17 protein-coding genes are annotated in these 23,899 nt (G+C 71.0%); 10 read left to right on the top strand and 7 right to left on the bottom strand.

Going from position 1 to position 23,899, the window contains the following annotated elements:
• Positions 1-162 precede the first annotated feature (162 nt).
• A complete protein-coding gene (gene secA, locus FS769_RS02135; protein ID WP_144828781.1) occupies positions 163-2,964 on the top strand; it encodes a preprotein translocase subunit SecA in 2,802 nt (933 codons plus the stop codon).
• Positions 2,965-3,182: 218 nt separating this feature from the next.
• Positions 3,183-4,409, top strand: coding sequence for a pyridoxal phosphate-dependent aminotransferase (locus tag FS769_RS02130; protein ID WP_144828778.1), 1,227 nt, complete (start codon positions 3,183-3,185; stop codon positions 4,407-4,409).
• Positions 4,410-4,697: 288 nt separating this feature from the next.
• On the opposite strand, the gene FS769_RS02125 is transcribed toward FS769_RS02130, so the two are convergent.
• Positions 4,698-5,123 (bottom strand): Rv3235 family protein, encoded by a 426-nt coding sequence (locus FS769_RS02125; RefSeq protein WP_144828775.1) that lies wholly within the window; start codon positions 5,121-5,123, stop codon positions 4,698-4,700.
• A gap of 520 nt (positions 5,124-5,643) precedes the next feature.
• On the opposite strand from FS769_RS02125, the gene FS769_RS02120 reads away from it, so the two are divergent.
• Entirely contained in the window at positions 5,644-7,140 is a 1,497-nt protein-coding gene (locus FS769_RS02120) for a sensor histidine kinase (protein WP_144828773.1), read from the top strand.
• Positions 7,141-7,287: 147 nt separating this feature from the next.
• Here FS769_RS02120 and FS769_RS02115 read toward each other — a convergent pair whose 3' ends face one another.
• Entirely contained in the window at positions 7,288-7,536 is a 249-nt protein-coding gene (locus FS769_RS02115; protein ID WP_013583608.1) for a WhiB family transcriptional regulator, read from the bottom strand.
• A gap of 214 nt (positions 7,537-7,750) precedes the next feature.
• On the opposite strand from FS769_RS02115, the gene FS769_RS02110 reads away from it, so the two are divergent.
• The gene (locus FS769_RS02110) at positions 7,751-8,140 is read left to right on the top strand and encodes a histidine kinase (RefSeq protein ID WP_144828770.1); all 390 of its coding nucleotides are present in this window, start codon (positions 7,751-7,753) and stop codon (positions 8,138-8,140) included.
• Positions 8,141-8,195: 55 nt separating this feature from the next.
• On the opposite strand, the gene bcp is transcribed toward FS769_RS02110, so the two are convergent.
• From bcp to aroA, 3 genes are read right to left on the bottom strand one after another with little or no spacing between them, the layout of a single operon-like run.
• Positions 8,196-8,669, bottom strand: coding sequence for a thioredoxin-dependent thiol peroxidase (gene bcp, locus FS769_RS02105; protein ID WP_144828768.1), 474 nt, complete (start codon positions 8,667-8,669; stop codon positions 8,196-8,198).
• Complete coding sequence (gene rsgA / locus FS769_RS02100; protein ID WP_144828765.1) at positions 8,666-9,724, bottom strand: ribosome small subunit-dependent GTPase A; 1,059 nt, start codon at positions 9,722-9,724, stop codon at positions 8,666-8,668. Before rsgA ends, bcp begins: the two co-directional genes overlap by 4 nt.
• A 3-nt stretch (positions 9,725-9,727) precedes the next feature.
• A complete protein-coding gene (gene aroA / locus FS769_RS02095) occupies positions 9,728-11,071 on the bottom strand; it encodes a 3-phosphoshikimate 1-carboxyvinyltransferase (RefSeq protein ID WP_144828762.1) in 1,344 nt (447 codons plus the stop codon).
• A 31-nt stretch (positions 11,072-11,102) separates the two neighbouring features.
• On the opposite strand from aroA, the gene FS769_RS02090 reads away from it, so the two are divergent.
• The 5 genes from FS769_RS02090 to FS769_RS02070 all read left to right on the top strand — a co-directional run bounded on the left by FS769_RS02090 (position 11,103) and on the right by FS769_RS02070 (position 17,277).
• Entirely contained in the window at positions 11,103-11,786 is a 684-nt protein-coding gene (locus FS769_RS02090; RefSeq protein WP_396652400.1) for a sigma-70 family RNA polymerase sigma factor, read from the top strand.
• Positions 11,783-12,025, top strand: coding sequence for a zf-HC2 domain-containing protein (locus tag FS769_RS02085; RefSeq protein ID WP_144828759.1), 243 nt, complete (start codon positions 11,783-11,785; stop codon positions 12,023-12,025). The genes FS769_RS02090 and FS769_RS02085 overlap by 4 nt, the downstream gene beginning before the upstream one ends.
• A 57-nt stretch (positions 12,026-12,082) precedes the next feature.
• Complete coding sequence (locus FS769_RS02080) at positions 12,083-13,381, top strand: GNAT family N-acetyltransferase (protein ID WP_144828756.1); 1,299 nt, start codon at positions 12,083-12,085, stop codon at positions 13,379-13,381.
• 84 nt (positions 13,382-13,465) lie between these two features.
• On the top strand, positions 13,466-15,976 hold the full coding sequence (locus FS769_RS02075) for a bifunctional lysylphosphatidylglycerol flippase/synthetase MprF (RefSeq protein ID WP_186325393.1): 2,511 nt from the start codon (positions 13,466-13,468) through the stop codon (positions 15,974-15,976).
• The gene (locus FS769_RS02070) at positions 15,973-17,277 is read left to right on the top strand and encodes an esterase family protein (RefSeq protein WP_144828750.1); all 1,305 of its coding nucleotides are present in this window, start codon (positions 15,973-15,975) and stop codon (positions 17,275-17,277) included. The genes FS769_RS02075 and FS769_RS02070 overlap by 4 nt, the downstream gene beginning before the upstream one ends.
• A 228-nt stretch (positions 17,278-17,505) precedes the next feature.
• Here the strand turns inward: FS769_RS02070 and FS769_RS02065 are convergent, their stop codons facing one another.
• Positions 17,506-21,198, bottom strand: coding sequence for a multifunctional oxoglutarate decarboxylase/oxoglutarate dehydrogenase thiamine pyrophosphate-binding subunit/dihydrolipoyllysine-residue succinyltransferase subunit (locus FS769_RS02065; protein ID WP_144828747.1), 3,693 nt, complete (start codon positions 21,196-21,198; stop codon positions 17,506-17,508).
• A 148-nt stretch (positions 21,199-21,346) separates the two neighbouring features.
• On the opposite strand from FS769_RS02065, the gene FS769_RS02060 reads away from it, so the two are divergent.
• Positions 21,347-22,807 carry a GuaB1 family IMP dehydrogenase-related protein gene (locus FS769_RS02060; RefSeq protein ID WP_144831764.1) on the top strand — a complete coding sequence of 487 codons (1,461 nt, stop codon included), beginning with the start codon at positions 21,347-21,349 and terminating at the stop codon, positions 22,805-22,807.
• Here FS769_RS02060 and FS769_RS02055 read toward each other — a convergent pair.
• Positions 22,797-23,831 carry a glycoside hydrolase family 76 protein gene (locus FS769_RS02055; RefSeq protein WP_144828745.1) on the bottom strand — a complete coding sequence of 345 codons (1,035 nt, stop codon included), beginning with the start codon at positions 23,829-23,831 and terminating at the stop codon, positions 22,797-22,799. The two genes, FS769_RS02060 and FS769_RS02055, sit on opposite strands and share 11 nt — an antisense overlap.
• Positions 23,832-23,899: the final 68 nt, after the last annotated feature.

Here is a 23,899-nt window from a genome sequence, read left to right as displayed (position 1 = left end):
TTCGCGCCCCCAGCCGTGTGTTCGCTGCAGGCACGAGCGGCTCTTTCGGATTGCGGCCTGCTCGCAGGTCACGAACGGGTAACACGGATAACATGGGCGATGTATGCCTGTTCGCAGGCCGGTGTCCGTACGGACACCGCACCCGACCAGATGGAGATGCTCGTGGCCAATCCGCTCGAGAAACTGCTGCGCGCCGGCGAGGGCCGCATCCTGCGCCGACTGCAGGGCGTCGTGAAGGCGACCGGAGCGCTCGAAGAGGACTACGAGCAGCTCACCGACGACGAGCTGCGCAACGAGACCGTCGAGCTGCGCGCCCGCTTCGACGCCGGCGAGACGCTCGACCAGCTCATGCCCGAGGCGTTCGCCGCCGTGCGCGAGGCGGCCAAGCGCACGCTCGGCCAGCGTCCCTACGACGTGCAGATCATGGGCGGCGCGGCCCTGCACCTCGGCAACATCGCCGAGATGAAGACCGGTGAGGGCAAGACCCTGACCGCGGCCCTGCCGGCCTACCTCAATGCGATCGCGGGCCAGGGCGTTCACGTCATCACGGTCAACGACTTCCTCGCGAGCTACCAGTCCGAGCTGATGGGTCGCGTCTACCGCGCGCTGGGCATGACCACGGGCACCGTCGTGGCCGGTCAGACCCCCGAGGTGCGCCGCCAGCAGTACGAGGCCGACATCAGCTACGGCACGAACAACGAGTTCGGCTTCGACTACCTGCGCGACAACATGGCCTGGCGTAAGGAAGACCTCGTGCAGCGCGGTCACTTCTACGCGATCGTCGACGAGGTCGACTCGATCCTCATCGACGAGGCCCGCACCCCGCTGATCATCTCGGGCCCGGCATCCGGTGAGGCCAACCGCTGGTTCGCGGAGTTCGCCAAGCTCGCCCGTACCCTCGAGGCCGGGGTCGACTACGAGGTCGACGAGAAGAAGCGCACGATCGGTGTGCTCGAGCCCGGCATCGAGAAGGTCGAGGACTACCTCGGCATCGACAACCTGTACGAGTCGGCCAACACCCCGCTGATCTCGTTCCTCAACAACTCGATCAAGGCGATCGCGCTGTTCAAGCGCGACACCGACTACGTCGTGATGAACGACGAGGTCATGATCGTCGACGAGCACACCGGTCGCATCCTCGTGGGCCGTCGCTACAACGAGGGCATCCACCAGGCCATCGAGGCGAAGGAGAACGTGCCGGTCAAGGCCGAGAACCAGACCCTGGCCACCGTCACGCTGCAGAACTACTTCCGCCTGTACGAGAAGCTCTCGGGCATGACCGGTACCGCCGAGACCGAGGCGGCCGAGTTCATGTCGACCTACAAGCTCGGCGTGGTGCCCATCCCCACGAACAAGCCGATGATCCGCAAAGACCAGTCCGACCTCGTCTACAAGAACGAGACGGCCAAGTTCGCGCAGGTCGTCGAAGACATCGTCGAGCGCCACGAGAAGGGCCAGCCCGTCCTCGTGGGCACCACGAGCGTCGAGAAGAGCGAGTATCTCTCGCGCCTGCTCGCGAAGAAGGGCGTGCGCCACGAGGTGCTCAACGCCAAGAACCACGCGCGCGAGGCCGAGATCGTCGCCCGCGCCGGTCGTCTGGGCGCCGTCACCGTCGCCACCAACATGGCCGGTCGTGGAACCGACATCATGCTCGGCGGAAACGCCGAGTTCCTCGCCGTGCAGGAGATGAAGGCGAAGAACCTCGACCCCGTCGAGACGCCCGAGGCCTACGAGTCCGAGTGGGACTCGGTCTACCAGGGCATGCGCGACGTCGTCGCCGAGGAAGCCGCGAAGGTCGTCGAGGCCGGTGGCCTCTACGTGCTCGGCACCGAGCGCCACGAGTCGCGCCGCATCGACAACCAGCTGCGCGGTCGCTCCGGCCGTCAGGGCGATCCCGGCGAGAGCCGCTTCTACTTGTCGCTCACCGACGACCTCATGCGCCTGTTCCAGTCGGGCGCGGCCGAGGCCATCCTCGCCCGGACCAACTTCCCCGACGACGTCGCCATCGAGTCGGGCCTTGTCTCGCGCGCGATCAAGAGCGCGCAGTCGCAGGTCGAGGCGCGCAACGCCGAGATGCGCAAGAACGTCCTCAAGTACGACGACGTGCTGAACCGCCAGCGCGAGGCGATCTACGCCGACCGCCGTCACATGCTCCAGGGCGACGACATCGCCGACCGCGTGCAGCACTTCATCGAAGACGCCATCACGGCCGTCATCGACGACCACACCGGCTCGGGTCACACCGAGTCGTGGGACTTCGACGCCCTGTGGACCGAGTTGAAGACCATGTACCCGGTGAGCGTCACGATCGACGAGGTCGTGGCCGAGGCGGGCGGCAGCAAGGGCCGCATCACGCCCGAGGGGCTCAAGCGCGAGATCATCTCCGACGCCCGCATCGCGTACGAGAACCGCGAGAAGGCCCTCGGCGCCCAGGCTCTGCGCGAGCTCGAGCGCCGCGTGGTGCTGCAGGTGCTCGACCGCCGCTGGCGCGAGCACCTCTACGAGATGGACTACCTCAAGGACGGCATCGGCCTGCGTGCCATGGCCCAGCGCGACCCGCTCATCGAGTACCAGCGCGAGGGTTACCAGATGTTTCAGTCGATGATGGGGCAGATCAAGGAGGAGTCGGTCGGCTTCCTCTACAACCTCGAAGTCGAGGTGCGCGAGGTCGAGGGCGAGCCCGCGGCCCAGGTCGAGGCGAAGGGCCTGGCGCCCACCCCCGTCGAGACCCAGCGCCTGGAGTACTCCGCCGCGAACGACGCGGGCGAGGTCGAGGTGCGCAACGACCGCGGTCAGGTGCAGCAGGCGGCGACCAACCGCGTGCGCCAGGCGGCTCAGCCGGCCGCCGCGCCCGCCGCCGAGGCGCCCGCCGCCGCCCGCGGCGCGTTCGGGCAGCGCACCGACGCTCCCGAGCAAGCGGGGTCGGGCAACCGCGCCGATCGCCGGGCCGCGAAGAAGAAGTAAGACGGATCCCCGGATGCCGCGTCCCACCCCGGGACGCGGCATCCGGCGTTTCCGGGCTCGGGTGCGGCGGGACCGCCGTCGCGCGGATCGCGGGCTCGGCGCGCCGGCGGGAACGCCCTCGGGGCGGCGTGTCGGGCTCCGGATCCGCACGACGGTTCCGCCGCGGGCGGGCCACCGGGTGTCGATTGGCTCCGAAGGCGCGGGGATATCCTGAACCGATGAGCCCGCTGCGCCCCCTCGACCAGTCATCGAAGCTGAAGGACGTCCTCTACGAGATCCGTGGAGAGGCCCTCGTCGAGGCCGACCGTCTGGAGGCCGAGGGGCACGCGATCCTCAAGCTCAACACCGGCAACCCCGCCATCTTCGGCTTCGAGGCGCCGCACCAGATCGTGCGCGACATGATCGCCTCGGTGCCCAACGCGCACGGCTACAGCGACAGCCGCGGCATCCTGTCGGCCCGTCGTGCGATCGTCTCGCGCTACGAGCAGGAGCCCGGCTTCCCGCACCTCGACCCCGACCACGTGTTCCTGGGCAACGGCGTGTCCGAGCTCATCACGATGACCATGCAGGCCCTGCTCGACGAGGGCGACGAGGTGCTCATCCCCGCCCCCGACTACCCGCTGTGGACGGCCATGACGAGCCTCGGCGGCGGGACCCCCGTGCACTACCTGTGCGACGAGGCGCGCGAGTGGCAGCCCGACCTGGAGGACATCCGGTCGAAGGTGACCCCGCGCACCAAAGCGATCGTGGTCATCAACCCGAACAACCCCACCGGCGCGGTCTACTCGCGCGAGGTGCTCGAGGGGATCGCGGCGATCGCGCGCGAGCACTCGCTGCTGCTGCTGTCGGACGAGATCTACGACCGCATCCTGTTCGACGGGGCCGTGCACATCCCGATGGCGACGATCGCCCCCGACCTGCTGTGCCTGACCTTCAACGGCCTGTCCAAGACCTACCGCGTCGCTGGCTACCGTTCGGGGTGGCTCGCGATCACGGGCCCCAAGGACCACGCGCAGGGCTTCCTGCACGGCATCAATCTGCTGGCCTCGACCCGCCTGTGCCCCAACGTCCCCGCGCAGTTCGCGGTGCAGGCGGCGTTGTCGGGGGTGCAGTCGATCGACGCGCTCATCGCCCCGTCGGGTCGACTGCACGAGCAGCGGGATGCCGCGTGGGAGGGCCTCGAGGCCATCCCCGGGGTCTCGTGCGTCATGCCGCGCGGCGCTCTCTACGCCTTCCCGCGCTTCGACCCCGAGGTGTACGAGATCCCCGACGACGGCAAGTTCGTGCGCGACTTCCTGGTCGCCGAGCACGTGCTGCTCGTGCAGGGGTCGGGCTTCAACTGGCCGGCGACCGACCACGTGCGCATCGTCACGCTCCCCGAGGCGCGGGTCATCAGCGACGCCATCGAGCGGCTCGGCAACTTCCTCTCGACCTGGCGGCCGTGACGCGGATGCCGTAACCCCGGACGCCGTGACGTGGTCACCGGGACGCGGATGCCATGGCGTGAATGCCGTGACGCGGACGCCGTGACGCGGCTGACGTGACGCCGGACGCCGTGACTCAGAGGCCGTGACGCGGATGCCGTGACCCGGTCGATCCGCGGCGACCAGGGCCCGTGCCCGGCACGGCGCCCGCCGGCGTCGCTTCGGCCGGCCGGGGTGCCGCCGCAGCGCCGACCGGTCCGACCGCGCGGCTGAAGAGCTCGCCGGGCGGCGGACGGTCGACGCTGCGAATCACATCATGCCGAGCGAGGTGACGCGCCAGCGTCCGTCGAGGCCCTCGATCCGCATGGCCAGGGCGCGGGTGCGCGCCCGCGCGGAGGCGGTCACCGTGGCCTCGATGATGCCGTCGCCGGGCGAGGAGAGGCGCACGCGCTGCACCTCGTACACGTCGTAGAGGCTGAGCACGCGACGGGCGCTGCGCGCGCGGGCCGACAGGTTCTTGATCGTGGTGAGGCGGTCGAGCACGTCTTCCGACATCCAGCGCGTGAGCTGCTCCGCTCGGCGGACTCCGGCGAGGACCTCGAACGCACCGCGCGCGACGTTGCGCGTGAAGACCGCCGGCGGCGGGAGCTGGGCGGTCGGGGTGCGCTGCCGATCGAAGAAGTCGGGGTCGGATGGAGCGGGCGGGGTGGGGCGAGGGGCGGGCTTCGGTGACATGGATTTCCTCCGGGCTGTGGTGCGTGCAGCGAGCGGGGGGTGATGCCGACAGTAGGGGAGCCGCGCGGAGCGACGACGGCACCGGGAGCATCTGGGGACGACACGCCACGGCGCCTGGAATGTGGAGAATCCGCGGCGCCCGGGGTTCGGGAGCGGGCCGACGACCGTGCACAGGAAGCCGGCGGAACCGCTCCCACCCTGACCCGGAGTGGTCTCGCCGCTCGCCTTGTCCCCCGTTCTGGGGGATGGGGGAGTTCACCTGCGACCCGCACGGCTCGCGGCCCGCCATGCCCCGGGGCTGGGCCCGCCGCGCCCCGGGGCCGGGCCGACCGCCCGTCGTGGGGGAGTGGCGGTCGGCGACGACGGCGTGCGAAGTCCGTCATGTACATGTATACATGCGATACGATGCACGGCAGTCCGCCGCAGCGGGTGAAATCGATCGCCCGACGGTCGAATCTCGGCGCCCACCGGGCTCGCTCAGCCGGCACACGCCGACGACACGGCGTGGTTGACTGAGTCGGTGTCGACACTGAGTGAACTCGTCTACGCCCAGGGCCGCTCCAGCGAGGCGGACGTCGAGTGGCTGCACCGGCTCGCGGGTGACGGGCAATTGCTCGCCGACCTCGCGTTCGCCGACATCGTCATCTGGGTGCCCACCCCCGACGACTCGTTCGTCGCGGTCGCCCACACCCGGCCCGGGGGAGCGGCGACGCTGTTCTATCGCGACATCGTCGGAGACCGCGTGCGACCGCAGTGGCGCACCCAGGTACGCGACGCCTTCCAGAGCGGGCGCATCGTCGACTCCGCGTCGCCCGACTGGTTCGAAGAGACGCCCACGCGCGTGCGCGCAGTGCCGATCGTGCGCGAGCTGTCGCGCGAGGGCCACGCCGTCACCACGGTCGGCGTGCTCACCCGCCACACCAATCTCGGTGAGACGCGCACCCCCTCGCGTCAGCAGATCACCTTCAACGACTGCGCCGACGACCTGTTCGGCATGATCTCGTCGGCCGAGTTCCCCGACCTGGCCGCCCCCACGGCCCCGCGCCGCGGAGCGCCGCGCGCCTCGGACGGGCTGATCCGTCTCGACGTCGACGGCATCACGACCTTCGCCAGCCCCAACGCCCTCTCGGCGTTCAACCGCATGGGCTTCGACGACGAGCTCGAGGGCGAGTCGCTCGCCGAGGTGACAGCGCGCATCCTTCCGGCCAAGCGGCAGGACGTCGACGAGTCGCTGCCCGTGGTCGTGAGCGGGCGCGCACCGTGGCGCGCCGACATGGAGGCGCGGGGCGTGCAGGTGTCGCTGCGCACCATTCCGTTGCGCGACCGCGGCACGCGCATCGGTGCGATCGTGCTGAGCCGTGACGTCACCGAGATCCGCCACCAGGAGCAGGAGCTCATCACCAAAGACGCGACGATCCGCGAGATCCACCACCGCGTCAAGAACAACCTGCAGACGGTCGCCTCGCTGCTGCGCATCCAGGCGCGCCGCACCCACTCCGACGAGGCGCGCGACGCCCTCACCCAGGCCATGCGCCGCGTCTCGGCGATCGCGGTCGTGCACGACACCCTGTCGGAGGGTCTCGCTCAGAACGTCGACTTCGACGACGTCTTCGCGCGCGTGCTCAAGCTCGTCGCCGAGGTCGCCGCCGCCCCGAACACTCGCGCCCGCACGCGCACGACCGGTCAGTTCGGCACGCTCCCGAGCCAGTTCGCGACGCCGCTCGCGCTCGCCCTCACGGAGTTGGTGACCAACGCCGTCGAGCACGGGCTCGCCGGCCAGGAGGGCGACGTCGAGATCGCCGCGGAGCGCAACGGCGAGATGCTCGAGGTCAGCGTGCGCGACACCGGCGTCGGCCTCCCCGAGGGGCAGGTCGGTCGCGGTCTGGGCACGCAGATCGTCCGCACCCTCATCCAGGGCGAGCTCGGCGGCACGATCGACTGGCACACCCTCATGGGCAGCGGCACCGAGGTCACGATCGAGATCCCGCTGCGCTACATCGGCGGCGCGTCGGCCTGAGCCCCGCGGCATCCGTTCCGATTCCGGATGCCGCGTGCCGGCGCATTCCGCGCGGAACGGCGCCCGGGCCGAAACGGATTCCCGGGAGAGCCCCGAAACGCGGAGAAGCCCGCCCCGAGGGGCGGGCTTCTGCCGGAGACGCTGTCGTCAGGAGGCGCGGCGGGCGCGGGCGGCGCGGCGCTTGAGCGCGCGACGCTCGTCTTCGCTCAGGCCACCCCACACGCCCGAGTCCTGACCGGACTCGAGGGCGTACTGCAGGCAGACCTCGGTGACGGTGCAGCGTGCGCAGACCGACTTGGCCTTCTCGATCTGATCGACCGCGGGGCCGGTGTTGCCGACCGGGAAGAACAGTTCGGGGTCGACGGTCAGGCAGGCTGCTTTGTCGCGCCAATCCATAGAGGTGCTCCTTGTAACAGAAATTTCAGACGATTCGGCACCGGGATTCGGGTCCGGTACCCTGGTGGGAACGCGAGCGATTGCTCGCCCCACTTCGCTGTGGGAGCACACGGCTTGTTCTATGCTCCCATAGCGATTACGCCTGATCAAGAGGTAACCGCGAGGTTTCCGGAACGTAACGGCGCGGAGCTGCGCGTCGAGGAGGCCATTCCCGATGCCCGTTCGTCTCGCGGCAGCCGCACTCCTGGGTCTCGAAGCCCTCGGCATCCTGGCCCTCGCCGGGTGGCAGACGGTCGCCCTCATCGGCGGCGACACCGACTCCGCCGTGAGCTCGATCGCGCTCATCGTGCTGACCGTGATCGGCGCCGTGGCGGTTGCCGGATTCGCCGTGGCCACCGCGCGAGACGTGTCGGCCGGACGCTCGGGTGGCATCGTGACGCAGCTGCTCATCCTGTCGGTCGCGATCGGTGCGATCACGGGGGAGTGGGCCGCCCCCTTCGTGGCTCTTCTCATCGCGCTGCCCGCGATCGTCGGCCTCGTGCTGCTCTTCCTCGCCGTTCATGGTGCCGTACCGCGCCGCCGCGACGCCGACACCGACGCCTGAGAACGGCAGAACCCCGCCGACCGCGGGCGCGGGGCGGGGTTCCGGATGCCGTGGCTCAGGCCGCGTCGACGCCGAGCTTCTTGCGCAGTCGCGCGACGTGCCCGGTGGCTTTGACGTTCACCATGGCCTCGACGACGGTGCCCTCTTCGTCGATGACGAAGGTCGAGCGCAGCACGCCGGTGATGGTCTTGCCGTAGTTCTGCTTCTCGCCCCACGCGCCGTAGGCCTCGTGCACGGCGTGGTCGGGGTCGCTCAGCAGCGGGAAGGTGAGTCCGTCGCTGTCGCGGAAGGCGCGCAACTTCTCGGGGGTGTCGCGCGAGACGCCGAGCACCGTGTAGCCGGCGCCCTGCAGCGAGGCGAGGCTGTCGCGGAAGTCGCAAGCCTGCGTCGTGCACCCGGGCGTCTGCGCCGCGGGGTAGAAGTACACGATGACGCGGCGCCCGCGGAAGTCGCTGAGCGATACGGGGTGCTCGTCTTGGTCCATCAGGGTGAAGTCGGGCGCGGCGGAGCCGGGTTCGAGGTTCGTCACCCCTCCAGCCTAGAACGCTCGATGCCCTGGAACGTCGTCAGCAGGCGCTGCAGCGAGTCGAGTCGCGCGGCGGCCCCGGGTCCGAGTCGGCCGGACTCGACGGCCTCGATGATCGCGCAGTCGGGGGCGTCGGGCAGGTGCGTGCAGCCGCGGGGGCATTCCTCGGCCACCGCGGCCAGGTCGGTGAAGGCGCCGAGCACGTGCGCGGGATCGACGTGGCCGAGGCCGAACGAGCGCACGCCCGGGGTGTCGATGACCCAGCCGCTGCCGGCTGGTCCGCGATAGCGCAGCGAGACGGCCGACGACGAGGTGTGGCGCCCGCGACCGGTGACGGTGTTGACGTGACCGATCGCGCGTTCGGAGCCCGTGAGGGCGTTCACCAGCGTCGACTTGCCCACACCCGAGTGCCCGACGAACACCGTGGAGTGCCCGGCGAGGGCCTCGCCGATCTCGTCGAGCGGCATCTCTCCCTGTGCACTGGTGAACACGCGCAGGTCGATGCCGACGAAGTGCGCGAGGAACTCGGTCGGGTCGGCGAGGTCGGTCTTGGTCACGACGAGCAAAGGGCGGATGCCGGCGTCGAGGGCCGCGACGAGGTACCGGTCGACCAGTCGCGCACGCGGCTCGGGGTCGGCCGCGGCCACCACGACGAGCATCTGGTCGGCGTTGGCGACGATGACCCGCTCGACCTGATCGGTGTCGTCGGCGCTCCGGCGCAGGAGCGAGGTGCGCTCCTCGAGGCCGATGATGCGGCCCAGCGTCCCCTCGTCGCCGGAGAGGTCGCCGACGACCTTGGCGCGGTCGCCGTTGACGATCGGCTGCTTGCGCAGCTCGCGGGCGCGCGTCGCGAGCACGCGCCGCTCGTCGGGGCCGTCTTCGTCGACGAGCACGGTGTAGCGGCCGCGGTCGACGCCGAGCACCCGCGCGATCTGCGCATCGGCGTGGGCGGGACGGCGCTTCGTGCGTGGTCGGTTGGCCTTGGGATTCGGGCGTACCCGGATCGACGACTCGTCGAACTCCAGGTCGTCGTCGTCATCGTCGTCGAGCCAGCTCATCACTCAGTCGCCCGCCGCATCCGCGCCCAGCATGGCCTGCCACAGGGCGGCGAACTGGGGGAGCGTCTTGGCCGTGGTGCCGATGTCGTCGATGCGCACGCCCGGCACGCGCAGGCCGATCAGCGCGCCCGTCGTGGCCAGGCGGTGGTCGTGGTGCGCCTTCCACTCTCCACCGCGCAGCGGGCGGGGGACGATGCGGATGCCGTCGTCGAGCTCGTGCGCCTCTCCGCCGAGCGAGCGCAGGTTGCCGACGAGGGCGGCGATGCGGTCGGTCTCGTGGCCGCGGATGTGGCCGATGCCGTGCAGCGTGGTGGGGCCGTCGGCGAAGGCCGCGAGCCCGAAGAGCGTGGGGGCCAGTTCGCCGGCCGCCGACAGGTCGAGCTCGACGCCGACGATGCCGTCTTCGCCGCCCGCCACGGTCAGCGCCCCGCCGCGGCGGCTCACGCGAGCGCCCATCTCGGCGAGGATGTCGACCAGCAGAGCTCCCGGCTGGGTGCTGTGCAGAGGCCACCCCGTGACCGTGACCGAGCCGCCCGTGACCATCGCGGCGGCCAGGAAGGGGGCTGCGTTGGAGAGGTCGGGCTCGATCGCGACGTCTTTCGCGCGCACCGGCCCCGCCGGCACGATCCACTCGCCCGGCGCGGGGCGCTCGACGTGCACCGCGCGGTGGGCGAGGGCCTCGACGGTCATGTCGATGTGGGGAACGCTCGGCAGGCGCGAGCCGACGTGGCGCAGGTGCAGACCGACGTCGAAGCGGGGGGCGGCCAGCAGCAGGCCCGAGACGAACTGACTCGACTGGCTCGCGTCGATCTCGACCTCTCCGCCGCGCACGTGACCGTGCCCGCGCACCGAGAAGGGGAGCGACCAGTGGCCGCCGTCGTCGATGTCGACGCCCACATCGCGCAGGGCGCGGATCATGGCACCCATGGGGCGGTGCAGAGCGCTCTCGTGGGCCGTGACGTGCACGTCGCCGCGGGCGAATCCGGCCAGCGGGGCGACGAAGCGCATGACCGTGCCGGCCTGCCCGCAGTCGACCGTGCTGTCGCCGGCGAACGACGACGGGGGAGTCACGAGCAGATCGGGGCCGAAGGGCGAGTCGGTCTCGACCTCGTCGATGCCGACGCCGAGCGCGCGCAGGGAGTCGATCATGCGCGCCGAGTCGTCGGAGTGCAGCGGCGCGTGCAGCGTGCCGGGCCCGTCGGCGATGGCCGCGAGCACGAGCTCGCGATTGGTCAGCGACTTCGACCCGGGCACGGTGACGGTGGCCTCGACCGCACCCCGTGCGACGGGCGCGTCCCATTCGCCACGGGGAGTGTCTGCGGAAGGGGAATACCCGAGGGGAGTCATCGGTTCCTAGCCTACTGAAAGGGGACGACACGTGACCGCACTTCTCGAGCTCGACCGCACGGCGACAGCCGTCCCGGTGGTCGTCGACGCGCCCGACGTAGACTGGCGCGCGATGAACGACACCGCAGACGCCGGCCCGCAGGCGGAGCCCCGCGCACAGTTCGAAGAGCAGGCCCTGCCCTTCATGGATCAGCTCTACGCCGCGGCCATGCGCATGACGCGCAACCCCGCCGACGCCGCCGATCTGGTGCAGGAGACCTTCGTCAAGGCCTTCGGTTCGTGGGCGACGTTCACGCAGGGCACGAACCTCAAGGCGTGGCTGTACCGCATCCTGACGAACACGTACATCAACACGTATCGCAAGAAGCAGCGCGAGCCTTACCAGAGCGCGATCGACGACCTCGAGGACTGGCAGCTCGGCGGAGCCGAGTCGACCACCGCGAGCAGCGCCCGTTCGGCCGAGGCCGAAGCGATCGACCACATGCCGGCATCCGTCGTCAAAGACGCCCTGCAGTCGATCCCCGAGGATTTCCGGATGGCGGTGTACCTCGCCGACGTCGAGGGCTTCGCCTACCAGGAGATCGCCGACATCATGAAAACTCCGATCGGTACGGTCATGAGCCGTCTGCACCGCGGCCGGCGGCTGCTGCGCGACCTGCTGTCGGACTACGCCAAGGAGCGCGGCATCACGGCCGCGACGGGAGAGAAGAAATGAGCGACTGCGGCTGCGACAAGGCGCGACGTGACCTCGAGGAGTACCTGCGCAACGAGGTCTGCAAGACCGAGGCGAAGGACATCCGGGAGCACCTCGAGAACTGCCCCGGATGCCAGGACGAAGCCCTCGTGGCGCGCACGCTGACCGATGTGGTGGCGCGGGCGTGCAAAGAGACGGCGCCCGACGAGTTGCGCGACCAGGTGCTCTCGCGCCTGCGCGCCATCCAAGCCACGCACTGAGCCGGCCCCGGTCGCCGGTCGCTCGGCGATGTCGGAGGGTGTCCCTAGGCTGGGGGCATGGCATCCCTCGACACTCTGACGCTGCCCCTCGACCAGACCTCCGGCGACGACCTCGCCGCCGCGGGCCTCGAGTACCGGCGGGTCGACGCCGATGGCGACGACTTCCGTCCGTTCCTGCAGGCGGTCGGCCGCGGGTTCCTCGGTGGGGAGTCGACGGATGCCGAGGTCGACAACTCGCGGCTCACGCTGCGCACCCGCCGACTGACGGGCGTCTTCGATCGCGCGGGGGCCGTCCCCGCCATGCCCGTCGGAACGATCGACTCGTGGGCGACCGCGCTGACGGAGTCTCCCGGTCGCACGATCGATCTGTGGGCCATCAGCGCGGTCACCGTCGCCCCGACGCATCGACGGCGCGGGATCGCGCGCGCCATGATCGGCGGAGAGCTGCGCACGGCCAAGGCCGCCGGGTTCGCCCTCGCGGGCCTCACGGTGACCGAGGCGACGATCTACGGCCGGTGGGGCTTCTCGCCCGCGGCGTGGGCGTCCGACGTCGTCGTCGACACGCGGCGCGCGCGCTGGACGGGGCCGCAGGCTCCGGGGCGTCTCGACTTCGTCCCGAAGGATTCACTCGTCGAGCGCCTGCACGCCGTGCACGAGCGGGTGCGGGTGCGCCAGCCCGGAGCAGTGCCCGGCTGGGACGGCCGCTGGCGCGGTCTGGCCGGTCTGGCCCCCGGCGACAAGGCGGCCGAGCGCGTGCGCGCGGTGGTCTACCGCGACGCCGACGGCGTCGAGACCGGCGTCCTCGTCTACACGATCGACGAGCGCGACGACTTCTCGGCGCACGATCTCGAGGTGCGCACGCTCTTCGCCGCCGACGCCGACGCCTACGCCGCACTCTGGCGTTTCGCGATCGAGCACGACCTCGTCGGTCGGGTGAAGGCGTGGCTGCAGCAGCCGGTGCCGCCCGTGCAGTGGATGGTCGACGACCGCCGGGCCGTCACCGCGACCCTGACCGACCACCACTGGCTGCGCGTGCTCGACGTTCCGGCCGCGCTCGCCGCGCGCGCGTACGCCGCGCCCCTCGATCTCGTGCTGCGCGTCGACGACCCGCTCGGACTCGCCGACGGCACGTGGCGCGTGACGATCGGCGACGACGGAGAGGCCGCGGTCATGCCGACCGACGCTGCCGCCGCCGTGGAGATGACCGTGGGGGCGCTCGGCTCCCTGCTGCTCGGCGGCGTCCGCGCCACCGAGCTCGCGGCCGCCGGCCTGGTGAAAGCGGGGATGAACGAGTGCGCGGCGCTCGATCGCGCGTTCGCCGCTGCCGTCACGCCGCACCTCGACATCTGGTACTGACCCGCGTCGCGGGCGCAGGGGCTATCGGCGCATGATGGTCATCTGATCTGGGCCCTCATAGGAAACAGCAATACGATGCCGCCGATGTCCGAAACCGCTGCGCCCCCGCTCGAGGAGCGACCTCCGACGCGCCTGGGTGCGGTGAGTTCCGCTCTGCGCCGATACGTGCGCGCCAATCCCGTCGCCGTGTGCGCCGCGGTGCTCGTGATCGCCGCCGCCGCCGCGACGGGATCGCTGTGGAATGAGGACGCCCTGGTCTGGGGTGCCGGACCCCTCGCGACGTTCGGCAGCGGCCGGTGGTGGACCCTGCTCACGGCTCTCGTCGTGCCCGACTCGACCATCGACGCCGTGTCGTCGGTGCTGCTGGCCCTCACCGTTCTGGCGTACGCCGAACGCCTGCTCGGATCACGCCGCACCGCGGTGCTGCTGTTCGTGATCGGCTTCAGCGGACTCCTCGTCGGCATCGGCCTGCACGCGGCCGCGTGGACGCTGACCGACCTGCGCCCCGTGGTGGCCGCCGAGGTGCCGGTGCTCGACCCGACCACTCCCCTCGCGGGCGCCGTCATGGCCGGCACGGCTTTCGCCCCCACCCTCTGGCGCCGCCGCGTGCGCCTGATCGGCTTCGCGCTGCTGGGCATGTTCGCCCTTTACGCCGGCGATGCCGACTCCTGGTACCGCCTCAGCGCCGCCGTCATCGGCCTGCTCGTCGGGGCGGTCCTGGCCCGCGGGCGCGAGCGCCGGTCGTGGCACCGCAGCTCGACCCGTGAGACGCGCACGCTCCTGGCACTGCTCGTCGCCGTGGTGGGCAGCGGTCCGATCGTGGCACTGGTCAGCGGCGGGGGTCGCGGTCCGCTCTCGCTCGTCGTCGAGGCGTACACCCAGTACGACGACGAGATCCTCTCGCAGTGCGGGAGCGTCGCCTCCTCGGTCTGCGACGAACAGATCGCCCTGCTGATGACCCGCGGGGCCGGTCCCGCCCTCCTGGCGATCGTGCCCCTCGTGCTGCTGCTGGTGGCCGCGTGGGGCCTGCGACAGGGGCGCCGCTCGGCCTGGGTGCTGGCGACCGTGGTGCTTCTGGCATCCGCCGTGCTCCCGATCGTCTCGCTCCTCGACGGCCGGCTGCGCATCGACCCGTGGGTCGACGGCAGCGGCGCCGAGTACGTGCTCTGGGCGTTGGCGTCGATCGTGCTCCCTCTCGTGCTCGCCGCGGCACTGTACGTCGCCCGTGCGCGCTTCCCGGTGCGCGCGACCCGTCGTGCCGCCCGCACCGTCGCCGTGGCGCTCGTGGTCGCCTTTATCGTGTGCGCATCGACCCTGTTCGTGGTCGAGGCCGTGGGGCGACGCGCCTTCGACCGCGAGGTCTCGGTGCTCGACCTGGTCGGACTGACGCTGCGCCGCTTCCTTCCGCCGGCGTTCGCGCATCCGGGTGGCGGCGGAGCCTTCCCGCACGGGGGCCCTGCGCTCTTCGCCTACCAGTGGATCGGCGTGCTGTTCTGGGCGATCGTGGTCGCGGCGATCCTGTGGCTGTACCGCCGCGCGCGGCGCCCCGATGCGGGCGACGAAGCCCACTACCGCGAGCTGCTGCGCCGCGGCAGCGACACCCTCGGGTTCCTCGGCACGTGGGAGGGCAACCGCCACTGGTACTCCGACGACCGCGAGTGCGCCGTGGCGTACCGCCTCGTCGGCGACGTGGCCCTCGCCGTCGCAGACCCCCTCGCGCCCGAGGGGCGGCGGCCCGAGGCTCTGCGCGCCTTCACCGACTACTGCGTCGAGCACGACTGGACGCCGGCGTTCTACAGCATCCACTCCGACACGCTCGACGACCTCGCCGCGCTCGGCTGGCGCCACGTGCCGGTGGGCGTCGAGACGGTGATGGACCTCCCCGGCCTGACCTTCGCGGGCAAGACCTGGCAGAAGGTGCGCCAGCCCCTCACCCGCGCCGAGCGCGAGGGCTACACCGCGGTCTGGTCGCGCTGGAACGAGCTCAGCGTCGCGCAGGCCTCGCAGGTGGTGGCGATCGACGAGGAGTGGGTGGCCGACCGCGCGCTGCCCGAGATGGGCTTCACGCTCGGCTCCCTCGACGAGCTGCGCGACCGCGACGTCCGGCTGCTGCTCGCCGTCGGACCCGACGACCGCATCGAGGCCGTCACCAGTTGGATGCCGAGCTGGACCGACGGGGTGATCACCGGGTGGACCCTCGACTTCATGCGGCGTCGCACCGACGGCCCGAACGGCATGATGGAGTTCCTCATCGCCAAGGCGGCCCTCGAGTTGCAGCAGGAGGGCGCCGTCGTGCTGAGTCTGTCGGGCGCGCCCCTGGCCGACGACCCCGACGAAGCGGCCGACGACGACCCCGCCCCGCTGCGCGCGCTGCTGCGGTGGCTGGCCGAAGTGCTCGAGCCGGCGTACGGGTTCGCGTCGCTGTTCCGCTTCAAGGGCAAGTTCCGCCCCCGCTATCGCCCCCTCGCGCTGGCCTACCGGGACCCCCTCGAGCTGCCCGCGATCGGCGCCGCGGTCGGGCGGGCGTATCTGCCCGACGCGTCGCGCCGGGAGATGGTCGCCCTCGCCCGCACTGCATGGGAGGGGCGTCGATGAACAGGTTCGTGCTGTCGTTCGAGCTCATCGACAGTCCGTTGCTCGCCGTCTGCGCCATCCTGACGGGTCTCGGTGTCGTCGCGATCGTGCTGTGGGCCCCGCGTCGCCTCGTCGCGACGGGCGCGATCGGCCTCGGAGCGGCCGTGGCGATGTACATCGCAGCGCACGTGCTCGAGTCGATGGGCGTGTTCGAAGGGCCGCTGCCGGTCGGCGCTGCGTCGAGGGCGGCCGTCGCGGTCGGAGCAGCCGCGGTGGGCGTCGTCGGCATCTGCCGCCGCCCGTGGGCGCGGCGCATCATCGGGATCGTGACGGTGATCGCCTCGCTGCTCGCGGGAGCGCTCGGCGTCAACGCGGCATACGGCGTGACCCACAACATCGCCGCGATCCTCGGTGTGCAGGCGCTCGATCCGGCCTCGTTGCCGCCGCGTGACGACGCCGCGGGCGATCCGGCGACCCTGTACGAGCGGTGGCAGCCTCCGGCCGACATGCCCACGATGAGCTCGGTGAGCGCGCTGACCGGCTCGACCAAGATCCCGACGGGGCAGTTCGCGGCGCGTGACGCCTCGCTGTACCTCCCGCCTGCCGCCCGTGTCGCCAACCCGCCGGCGCTCCCGCTTCTCGTCTTCATGATGGGGCAGCCGGGCAGCCCCGACCCCTCGGCCCTGGCGAAGGCCCTCGACGCGTTCGCCGCCCAGCACGGCGGCCTCGCACCGATCGCGGTCGTCGTCGACCAATTGAGCGCCCCCGAGAAAGACCCGGCGTGCGCCGACTCGGCGACCTACGGCACGGTGGAGACCTACATCAACAAGATGGTCCCGCAGTGGGCGGCGAGCAACCTCAACATCGTGCAGGACCACCGCTACTGGACCATCGGCGGCTTCTCGAACGGTGGTGCCTGCGCCGCGTACTACGGGGCGAAGTACCCCGACATCTGGGGGCAGGTGCTAGACGTCTCGGGCAACGAGTTCCCCGGGTCGGAGCACCCTTCCCAGACGACGACCGACGTGTACAAGGGCGATGCGAACGCCTTCCAGGCCTCGAAGCCCTCGGTCATCATGGCCGCAGCCCCCGCGGGGACCTACACCGGTCACACGGCGGTGTTCACGTGGGGTGGCGCGGACACCACGTTCGGTCCGGGGCAGCAGGCGAACTCCGAGGCCGCGCGGGCCGCGGGCTTCACGGTGCTGACCTACGTCGTCGACGGCGCCGGCCATACCGGTGAGGCGCTCGACAAGGGCCTCGCGTGGGCCATCCCGGCGCTCGCGCCTGCGCTCGGTCTCGCGGCACCTCCGGCGTCCTGAGTCCTGCGCGGGAGGGCTCCGCCCGCGGGAAGGTCGCCGCCGTGCAGCGGATCCGCAGATCAGCGCCGGATCCGGACTTCTCGGTGCGGAGGGTGCGATTCCTCGACGTCACGCGGATTCTGCGACGCCTCCGCGGCATGACAGGTGACGTCTCACGACCTCGGCACCGCGGCATCCGGGAACGACGAAGGGGCCCCGCCGGTCGGCAGGGCCCCTTCGTTCGCGAGATCAGCGCGCGAGCGCTTCGCTCATGATCGCGGCGTGCTCGTTCGCGTGCACCTTGGGCGAACCGGTCGCCGTCGAGGCGGCGGCGGCACGCGAGATGCGACGCACCGGGCGGCCGTCGAGCTGGTCGGCGACCTCGAGGGCGATGAACGGCCACGCGCCCTGGTTCTCGGGCTCGTCCTGCACCCACGCCAGCTCGGCGTTCGGGTACTGCGCGAGCACCTTCTTGAGCTCGTCGATCGGGGCGGGGTAGTACTGCTCGACCCGCACCAGGGCGATCTCGGGGTTCGGGTTCTTCTCGAGCTCGGCGCGCAGATCCCAGTGGATCTTGCCGGCGTGCAGGAGCACGCGCTTCACGGCGCCGCGGTCGAGGCCGCGATCGTCGTCGAGCACCGGCTCGAACCGACCCTCGAGGAAGTCATCGACGGGGCTGGTCGCTCCGCGCAGACGCAGCATCGCCTTCGGCGTGAAGACCACGAGCGGACGACGGGGGCGCTGGTACGCCTGACGACGCAGCAGGTGGAAGTACGACGCGGGGGTCGAGGGGCGCGCCACGATCATGTTGTCCTGCGCGCACATCTGCAGGTAACGCTCGATGCGTGCCGACGAGTGGTCGGGTCCCTGTCCTTCGTAGCCGTGGGGGAGCAGCAGCACGACGCTCGACTGCTGCGCCCACTTCTGGTCGGCCGACGAGATGAACTCGTCGATGACCGACTGCGCGCCGTTGGCGAAGTCGCCGAACTGGGCTTCCCACAGCACGAGGGCGTCGGAGCGCTCGACCGAGTAGCCGTACTCGAACGCCATCGCGGCGTACTCGCTGAGCAGCGAGTCGTAGACCCAGAAGCGGCCCTGGTTCTCGCTGAGGTTCGCCAGCGGCAGCCATTCCTGGCCGTTGTCGCGGTCGTGCAGCACCGAGTGACGCTGCACGAAGGTGCCGCGGCGCGAGTCCTGACCGGCCAGGCGTACGGGCGTGCCCTCCATCAGCACCGAGCCGAAGGCGAGGAGCTCGCCGAAAGCCCAGTCGATGTTGCCGTTGCGGCTCATGTCGTGACGCTTGTCGAGCAGCTGCTGCAGCTTGGTGTGCACCGTGAAGCCGTCGGGCTTGTTCACGAAGGCGTCGCCGATGTGCTGGACGACCTCGCGCGAGACGCCGGTGGTCTCGGGAGCGCCCACCGCGGGCTCGTCGGCCGCGTCGGTGGTGACGACCGGGTTGGTGCCCGTCTCGGCCTCGTGCGTGTCGGCGAAGGCCACCTCGAGTCGGCGCTGGAAGTCCTGCTTCGCCTGCTCGTACTCGTCTTCGGTGATGTCACCGCGGCCGACGAGCGACTCGGTGTACAGACGGCGGACCGAACGCTTGGCCTCGATGAGGTTGGTCATCAGCGGCTGGGTCATCGAGGGGTCGTCGCCCTCGTTGTGACCACGGCGGCGGTAGCAGACGAGGTCGATGACGATGTCGCGGTGGAACTCCTCGCGGTACATGAACGCGAGCTCGGCCGCGCGCACGACGGCCTCGGGGTCGTCGCCGTTCACGTGCAGGATCGGCGCCTGGATCGTCTTGGCGACATCGGTGGCGTACACCGAGGTGCGGGCGTCGGTGGGCGTGGTGGTGAAGCCGACCTGGTTGTTGACGACCACGTGGATCGTGCCGCCGGTGCGGTAGCCGCGCAGCTGCGACATCTGCAGCGTCTCGACCACGACGCCCTGACCCGCGAACGCGGCGTCGCCGTGCACGAGGATGGGCAGCCACGAGAACGTGCCGATGGGCTTGCGGTCCTGCTTGGCGCGGACGATGCCCTCGAGCACGCCGTCGACGGTCTCGAGGTGCGAGGGGTTGGCCGCCAGGTAGACCGGGAGCTCGTGTCCCTCGTCGCCGACGAAGGTGCCCTCGGTGCCGAGGTGGTACTTCACGTCGCCCGAGCCGCGCTTGCTGCCGATCGCGACGGCGCCCTCGAACTCGCGGAACACGTGACCGTAGGTCTTGCCCGCGATGTTGGTGAGCACGTTGAGGCGGCCGCGGTGGGCCATGCCGATCGCGGCTCCGTCGAGGCCGGTGGCCGCCGCGCCCTGGAGGATCTGGTCGAGTAGCGGGATGAGCGACTCGCCGCCCTCGAGGCTGAAGCGCTTCTGGCCGACGTACTTGGTCTGCAGGAACGTCTCGAACGCCTCGGCCTGGTTCAGCTTCGACAGGATGCGCAGCTGCTCGTCGTGGCCCGGCTTGGTGTACTTGACCTCGATGTTGCTCTGGAACCACTGGCGCTGGGCCGGGTCCTGGATGTGCATGTACTCCACGCCCATCGTGCGGCAGTACGAGTCGCGCAGCACGCCGAGGATGTCGCGCAGCTTGGCCACGCGCTTGCCGCCGAGACCGTTGGTGACGAACTCGCGGTCGAGGTCCCAGAACGTCAGCCCGTGCGACTCGATCTCGAGGTCGGGGTGCGTGCGCTGGACGTACTCGAGCGGGTCGATGTCGGCCATGAGGTGACCGCGCACGCGGTAGGAGTTGATGAGCTCCTGCACGCGCGCGCTCTTGTCGATGCGCTCGGAGATGTCGACGCTGACGTCGGCCGCCCAGTGGATGGGGGCGTAGGGGATGCGCAGCGCGGCGAAGATGTCGTCGTAGAAGCCGCGCTCGCCGATGAGGAGCTCGTGCACCTTCTTGAGGAACTCGCCCGAGCCGGCACCTTGGATGACGCGGTGGTCGTAGGTGCTGGTGAGCGTGATCGTCTTGCCGATCGCGAGCTCGTTGAGCGTCTTGGTGCTCGCGCCCATGAACTCGGCGGGGTAGTCGAGCGCGCCGGCGCCGATGATCGCGCCCTGGCCGCGCATGAGGCGGGGGACCGAGTGCACGGTGCCGATGCCGCCGGGGTTGGTCAGCGACACCGTGGTGCCCTGGAAGTCGGCGGGGGTGAGCTTGTTGGTGCGGGCGCGACGCACGAGGTCTTCGTACGAGGCGAGGAACTCGCCGAAGCTGAGCGTGTCGGCGCGCTTGATGCTGGGGACCAGCAGGGCGCGCGAGCCGTCGGGCTTGGGCATGTCGATCGCGATGCCCAGGTTGACGTGCGCGGGTGCCACGACCGAGGGCTTGCCGTCGATCTCGGCGTAGTAGACGTTCTGGCTCGGGAACTCCTTGAGCGCCTGGATGAGCGCCCACCCGATGAGGTGGGTGAAGCTGACCTTGCCGCCGCGCGTCCGCGACATGTGGTTGTTGATGACGATGCGGTTGTCGATCATCAGCTTCGCCGGGATGGTGCGCACGCTGGTCGCGGTGGGAACCGTCAGCGAGTCGTCCATGTTGGACGCGAGGGCCTTCGGCATGCCCTTGAGGACCGTCACGCGGTCTTCTTCGGTGCTCTGGCCGGCGGCCGAGGGCACCGTGCTGGGCGCCTGCGCCGGGATGGGCTGCGGCTTCGCGGGCTTCGCCGTGGTGCGGGCGACGGGCGCCTGACCGACCACGGGGATGGGGGCCGTCACCGGCTTGGGCTCGGACCCCGACTGCGCCTGAGGCGCGGAGGGCGGGGGAGCGGCGGCGGAAGACCCGTCGACGACCGGGTGGTACGCCTCCAGGATCGGCCACCAGGCCTTGTCTACGGAGTGCTTGTCGACTTTGAACTGTTCGTAGAGTTCGTCTACGAGCCACTCGTTCGCGCCGAACTCGCCCTCGCTCGAAGTACCGACGCCCGTCACCTGGCTCGACACAGTCGATCGCCTGCTTTCCTCAATGAAGATTCCTGTGGATGCGCCGACGTCGCCGTCAAACGCGTCTTCCAGCCTAGCCGAGGTTTCTGCGGGCATCCGGGGGCTTTACGGGGCCTTTACTTTCGAATGGTGTGATGGGGTGGATGCCATGCAGTTCTCCGGCGCCCAGCCCGATGTCGACCTGACCTACTCGGACGTCTTCCTCGTCCCCCGTCATTCCGAGGTGCGCAGCCGCCTCGACGTGGACCTCGCCCCCGCCGACGGCAGCGGAGCGACCATTCCCCTGGTGTCGTCGAACATGAACTCGGTGACCGGCACGCGACTGGCCGCGACCCTCGCGCGTCGCGGCGGACTCGGCGTGTTGCCGCAGGACATGCCGCTGCCGCGCCTGGTCGAGGCCATCGCCCACGTCAAGGCGCAGCCGGTGGCGTGGGACGCCCCGCTGGTCTTCCCGCCGTCGGCCACCGTCGCCGACGCGCGCCTCGCCCTGCCTCCCGTGCCCGGCCGCGGCGTGATCGTCGCCGACCAGCGCGAGGGAGGGGTCATCGACCTCGCCGGGTTCCGGGGGATCGTCTCGGCGCAGCGCCTGGCGACGGCCCTTCCCGACGCCCTGCTCGGCGACATCGCCCGCAGCGACGCCCCCGTCGTCGAGGTCGAGCGCGTGGGCGACCCGCGCGCGGTCTTCTCCCTCGTGGAGTCGGCGGGCGCCGACATCGTCGCCGTGGTCGACGGCGATCGCGTCGTCGGCACGCTCTCGGCGCGCAGCGCGCTGCGCGACTCGGTCTACCGCCCCGCAGTCGACGCCGACGGCCGCCTGATCGTGGCCGCCGCGGTGGGCGTCAACGGCGACGTGGCGACCAAGGCCCGCGCCCTCGCCGGGGCCGGGGTCGACGTGCTGGTGGTCGACACCGCGCACGGCCACCAGGCCCAGATGCTGCGGGCCCTGCGCGAGGTGGCGGCGCTGGATCTCGGCATCCCGATCGCCGCCGGCAACATCGTCACCGCCGTCGGCGTGCGCGACCTCACCGACGCGGGCGCGACGATCCTCAAGGTCGGCGTCGGTCCGGGCGCGATGTGCACGACCCGCATGATGACGGCCGTCGGGCGCCCCCAGTTCTCGGCCGTACTCGAGACGGCCGAGGCCGCGCGGGCGGTCGGGGCGCACGTCTGGGCCGACGGCGGGGTGCGCTACCCGCGCGACGTGGCTCTCGCGCTGGCCGCTGGCGCGGCATCCGTCATGATCGGCTCGTGGTTCGCGGGCACCATCGAGGCGCCGGGGCGCCTGCGCACCGACGACGCCGGGCGGCTCTACAAGGAGTCGTGGGGCATGGCCTCCACGAAGGCGGTGCAGGGGCGCTTCGGAGCGCTCGACCCCTTCGAGCGGGCGCGCAAGGAGCTGTTCGCCGAGGGGATCTCGTCGTCGCGGATCTACCTCGACCCCCAGCGCCCGGGTCTCGAAGACCTGCTCGACATGATCACCTCGGGCGTGCGCTCGTCGTTCACCTACGCCGGGGCGGCCACCGTCGCCGAGTTCCACGAGCGCGCACGGGTCGGCCTGCAGTCGGCCGCCGGGTACGAAGAGGGAAAGGCGCTCCCCGTCAGCTGGTGAGCAGGCGGTCGAGGCTCGCCGCGGCCTCGAGCGTGATCCAGGCGCCCATCTGCACCGAGAGGTCGAGGTCGTCGCCGTCGTCGGTGGCCGCACGGCGCGGGTCGGCCGGGAACAGCCCCTCGCGCCGGCCCTCCCACAGGGCGTCGGCATTGCGCTCGATCAGGCGGCGGGCCGCGCGTGCGGCGGCGTCGCCCTCGGCGTCTTCGCTCTCGGACAGTTCCACGGCCGCATCGGCGAGGTAGCGGGCCAGGATGCCGCCGAACAGGCCTCCGTCGCCGCCTCCGGCCGCGGGGAAGAGGCCGTCGTCGTCGGCGCACCAGCGCTCGACCGCGAGCACGAGCTCGCGCGCCCGGCGCACGTGCCTCCACGCGGCGTCGGTCTCGTCGATCGCCGACTCGCCCAGCAGCAGCTCGAGGGCGATCGTGGCGCCCTGGTTGTAGGTCCACAGGTCGGGGCGCACCGCGTCGTGCTCGATGCCGTCGCGCACGAGACCGGTGGCCTCGTCGTCGAGGATGGATGCCATCCAGTCGGCGAGTCGCTCCGCCTCAGCCCGGTGGCCGGTGAGGGCGAGCACCATCGCCCCCGGCGCGTTCGCGGGGGCGTTGTACAGCGCGCTGCCGACGCTCCACGGCAGGGCGCCGACGTTCGGGTCGATCGCCTCGTGCAGAACGCCGGCGATCTTGCGGAACGCGCGGGGGTTGGCGCGGCTGGAGAACAGTCCGAGACCCATCCAGGCGATGTCGTCGTAGAACGGCGTGGTCCAGCGCCCGATGGTGCGCAGGGTCACGCCGCGGCCCAGTCGTCGCAGGAGCCGGCGGCGGCGCGGATCGGGGCGGTTGCGCTCGGCGTCGGCGAGCACGTGGATCAGATGGGCGTGCCACCAGTAGTGCCACGTCCGGGCGGTGCGGGCGTCGGCGACCGAGGCGTGCGCCCAGGCGACGGGGCCGTAGCGATGGAGGTAGCGATCGAGCACCGCTCTTTCCGCGGCGGCGGCGCGGTGCTGCGCCGGGGTGTCGGCATCCATCCGCCCATCCTCCCCGCTGCGAAAGACCTGCACGAGACGGATGCCGCAGGCCCCGGGCTGCAATAGAA

Origin of the sequence: Microbacterium sp. BH-3-3-3, from assembly GCF_007679045.1 — a bacterium.
GTDB classification, from domain to species: domain Bacteria; phylum Actinomycetota; class Actinomycetes; order Actinomycetales; family Microbacteriaceae; genus Microbacterium; species Microbacterium algihabitans.
Note: the sequence above shows the minus strand (reverse complement) of the source record. Positions and strands in the feature narration are given on the sequence as shown.

Bases quoted from the DNA above. Each gene is read 5' to 3' on its own strand.
- FS769_RS02130 (WP_144828778.1), top strand. From the start codon at position 3,183: ATGAGCCCGCTGCGCCCCCTCGACCAGTCATCGAAGCTGAAGGACGTC.
- FS769_RS02125 (WP_144828775.1), bottom strand. From the start codon at position 5,123: ATGTCACCGAAGCCCGCCCCTCGCCCCACCCCGCCCGCTCCATCCGAC.
- FS769_RS02115 (WP_013583608.1), bottom strand. From the start codon at position 7,536: ATGGATTGGCGCGACAAAGCAGCCTGCCTGACCGTCGACCCCGAACTG.
- FS769_RS02110 (WP_144828770.1), top strand. From the start codon at position 7,751: ATGCCCGTTCGTCTCGCGGCAGCCGCACTCCTGGGTCTCGAAGCCCTC.
- rsgA (WP_144828765.1), bottom strand. From the start codon at position 9,724: ATGAGCTGGCTCGACGACGATGACGACGACGACCTGGAGTTCGACGAG.
- aroA (WP_144828762.1), bottom strand. From the start codon at position 11,071: ATGACTCCCCTCGGGTATTCCCCTTCCGCAGACACTCCCCGTGGCGAA.
- FS769_RS02085 (WP_144828759.1), top strand. From the start codon at position 11,783: ATGAGCGACTGCGGCTGCGACAAGGCGCGACGTGACCTCGAGGAGTAC.
- FS769_RS02080 (WP_144828756.1), top strand. From the start codon at position 12,083: ATGGCATCCCTCGACACTCTGACGCTGCCCCTCGACCAGACCTCCGGC.
- FS769_RS02075 (WP_186325393.1), top strand. From the start codon at position 13,466: ATGTCCGAAACCGCTGCGCCCCCGCTCGAGGAGCGACCTCCGACGCGC.
- FS769_RS02070 (WP_144828750.1), top strand. From the start codon at position 15,973: ATGAACAGGTTCGTGCTGTCGTTCGAGCTCATCGACAGTCCGTTGCTC.
- FS769_RS02060 (WP_144831764.1), top strand. From the start codon at position 21,347: ATGCAGTTCTCCGGCGCCCAGCCCGATGTCGACCTGACCTACTCGGAC.
- FS769_RS02055 (WP_144828745.1), bottom strand. From the start codon at position 23,831: ATGGATGCCGACACCCCGGCGCAGCACCGCGCCGCCGCCGCGGAAAGA.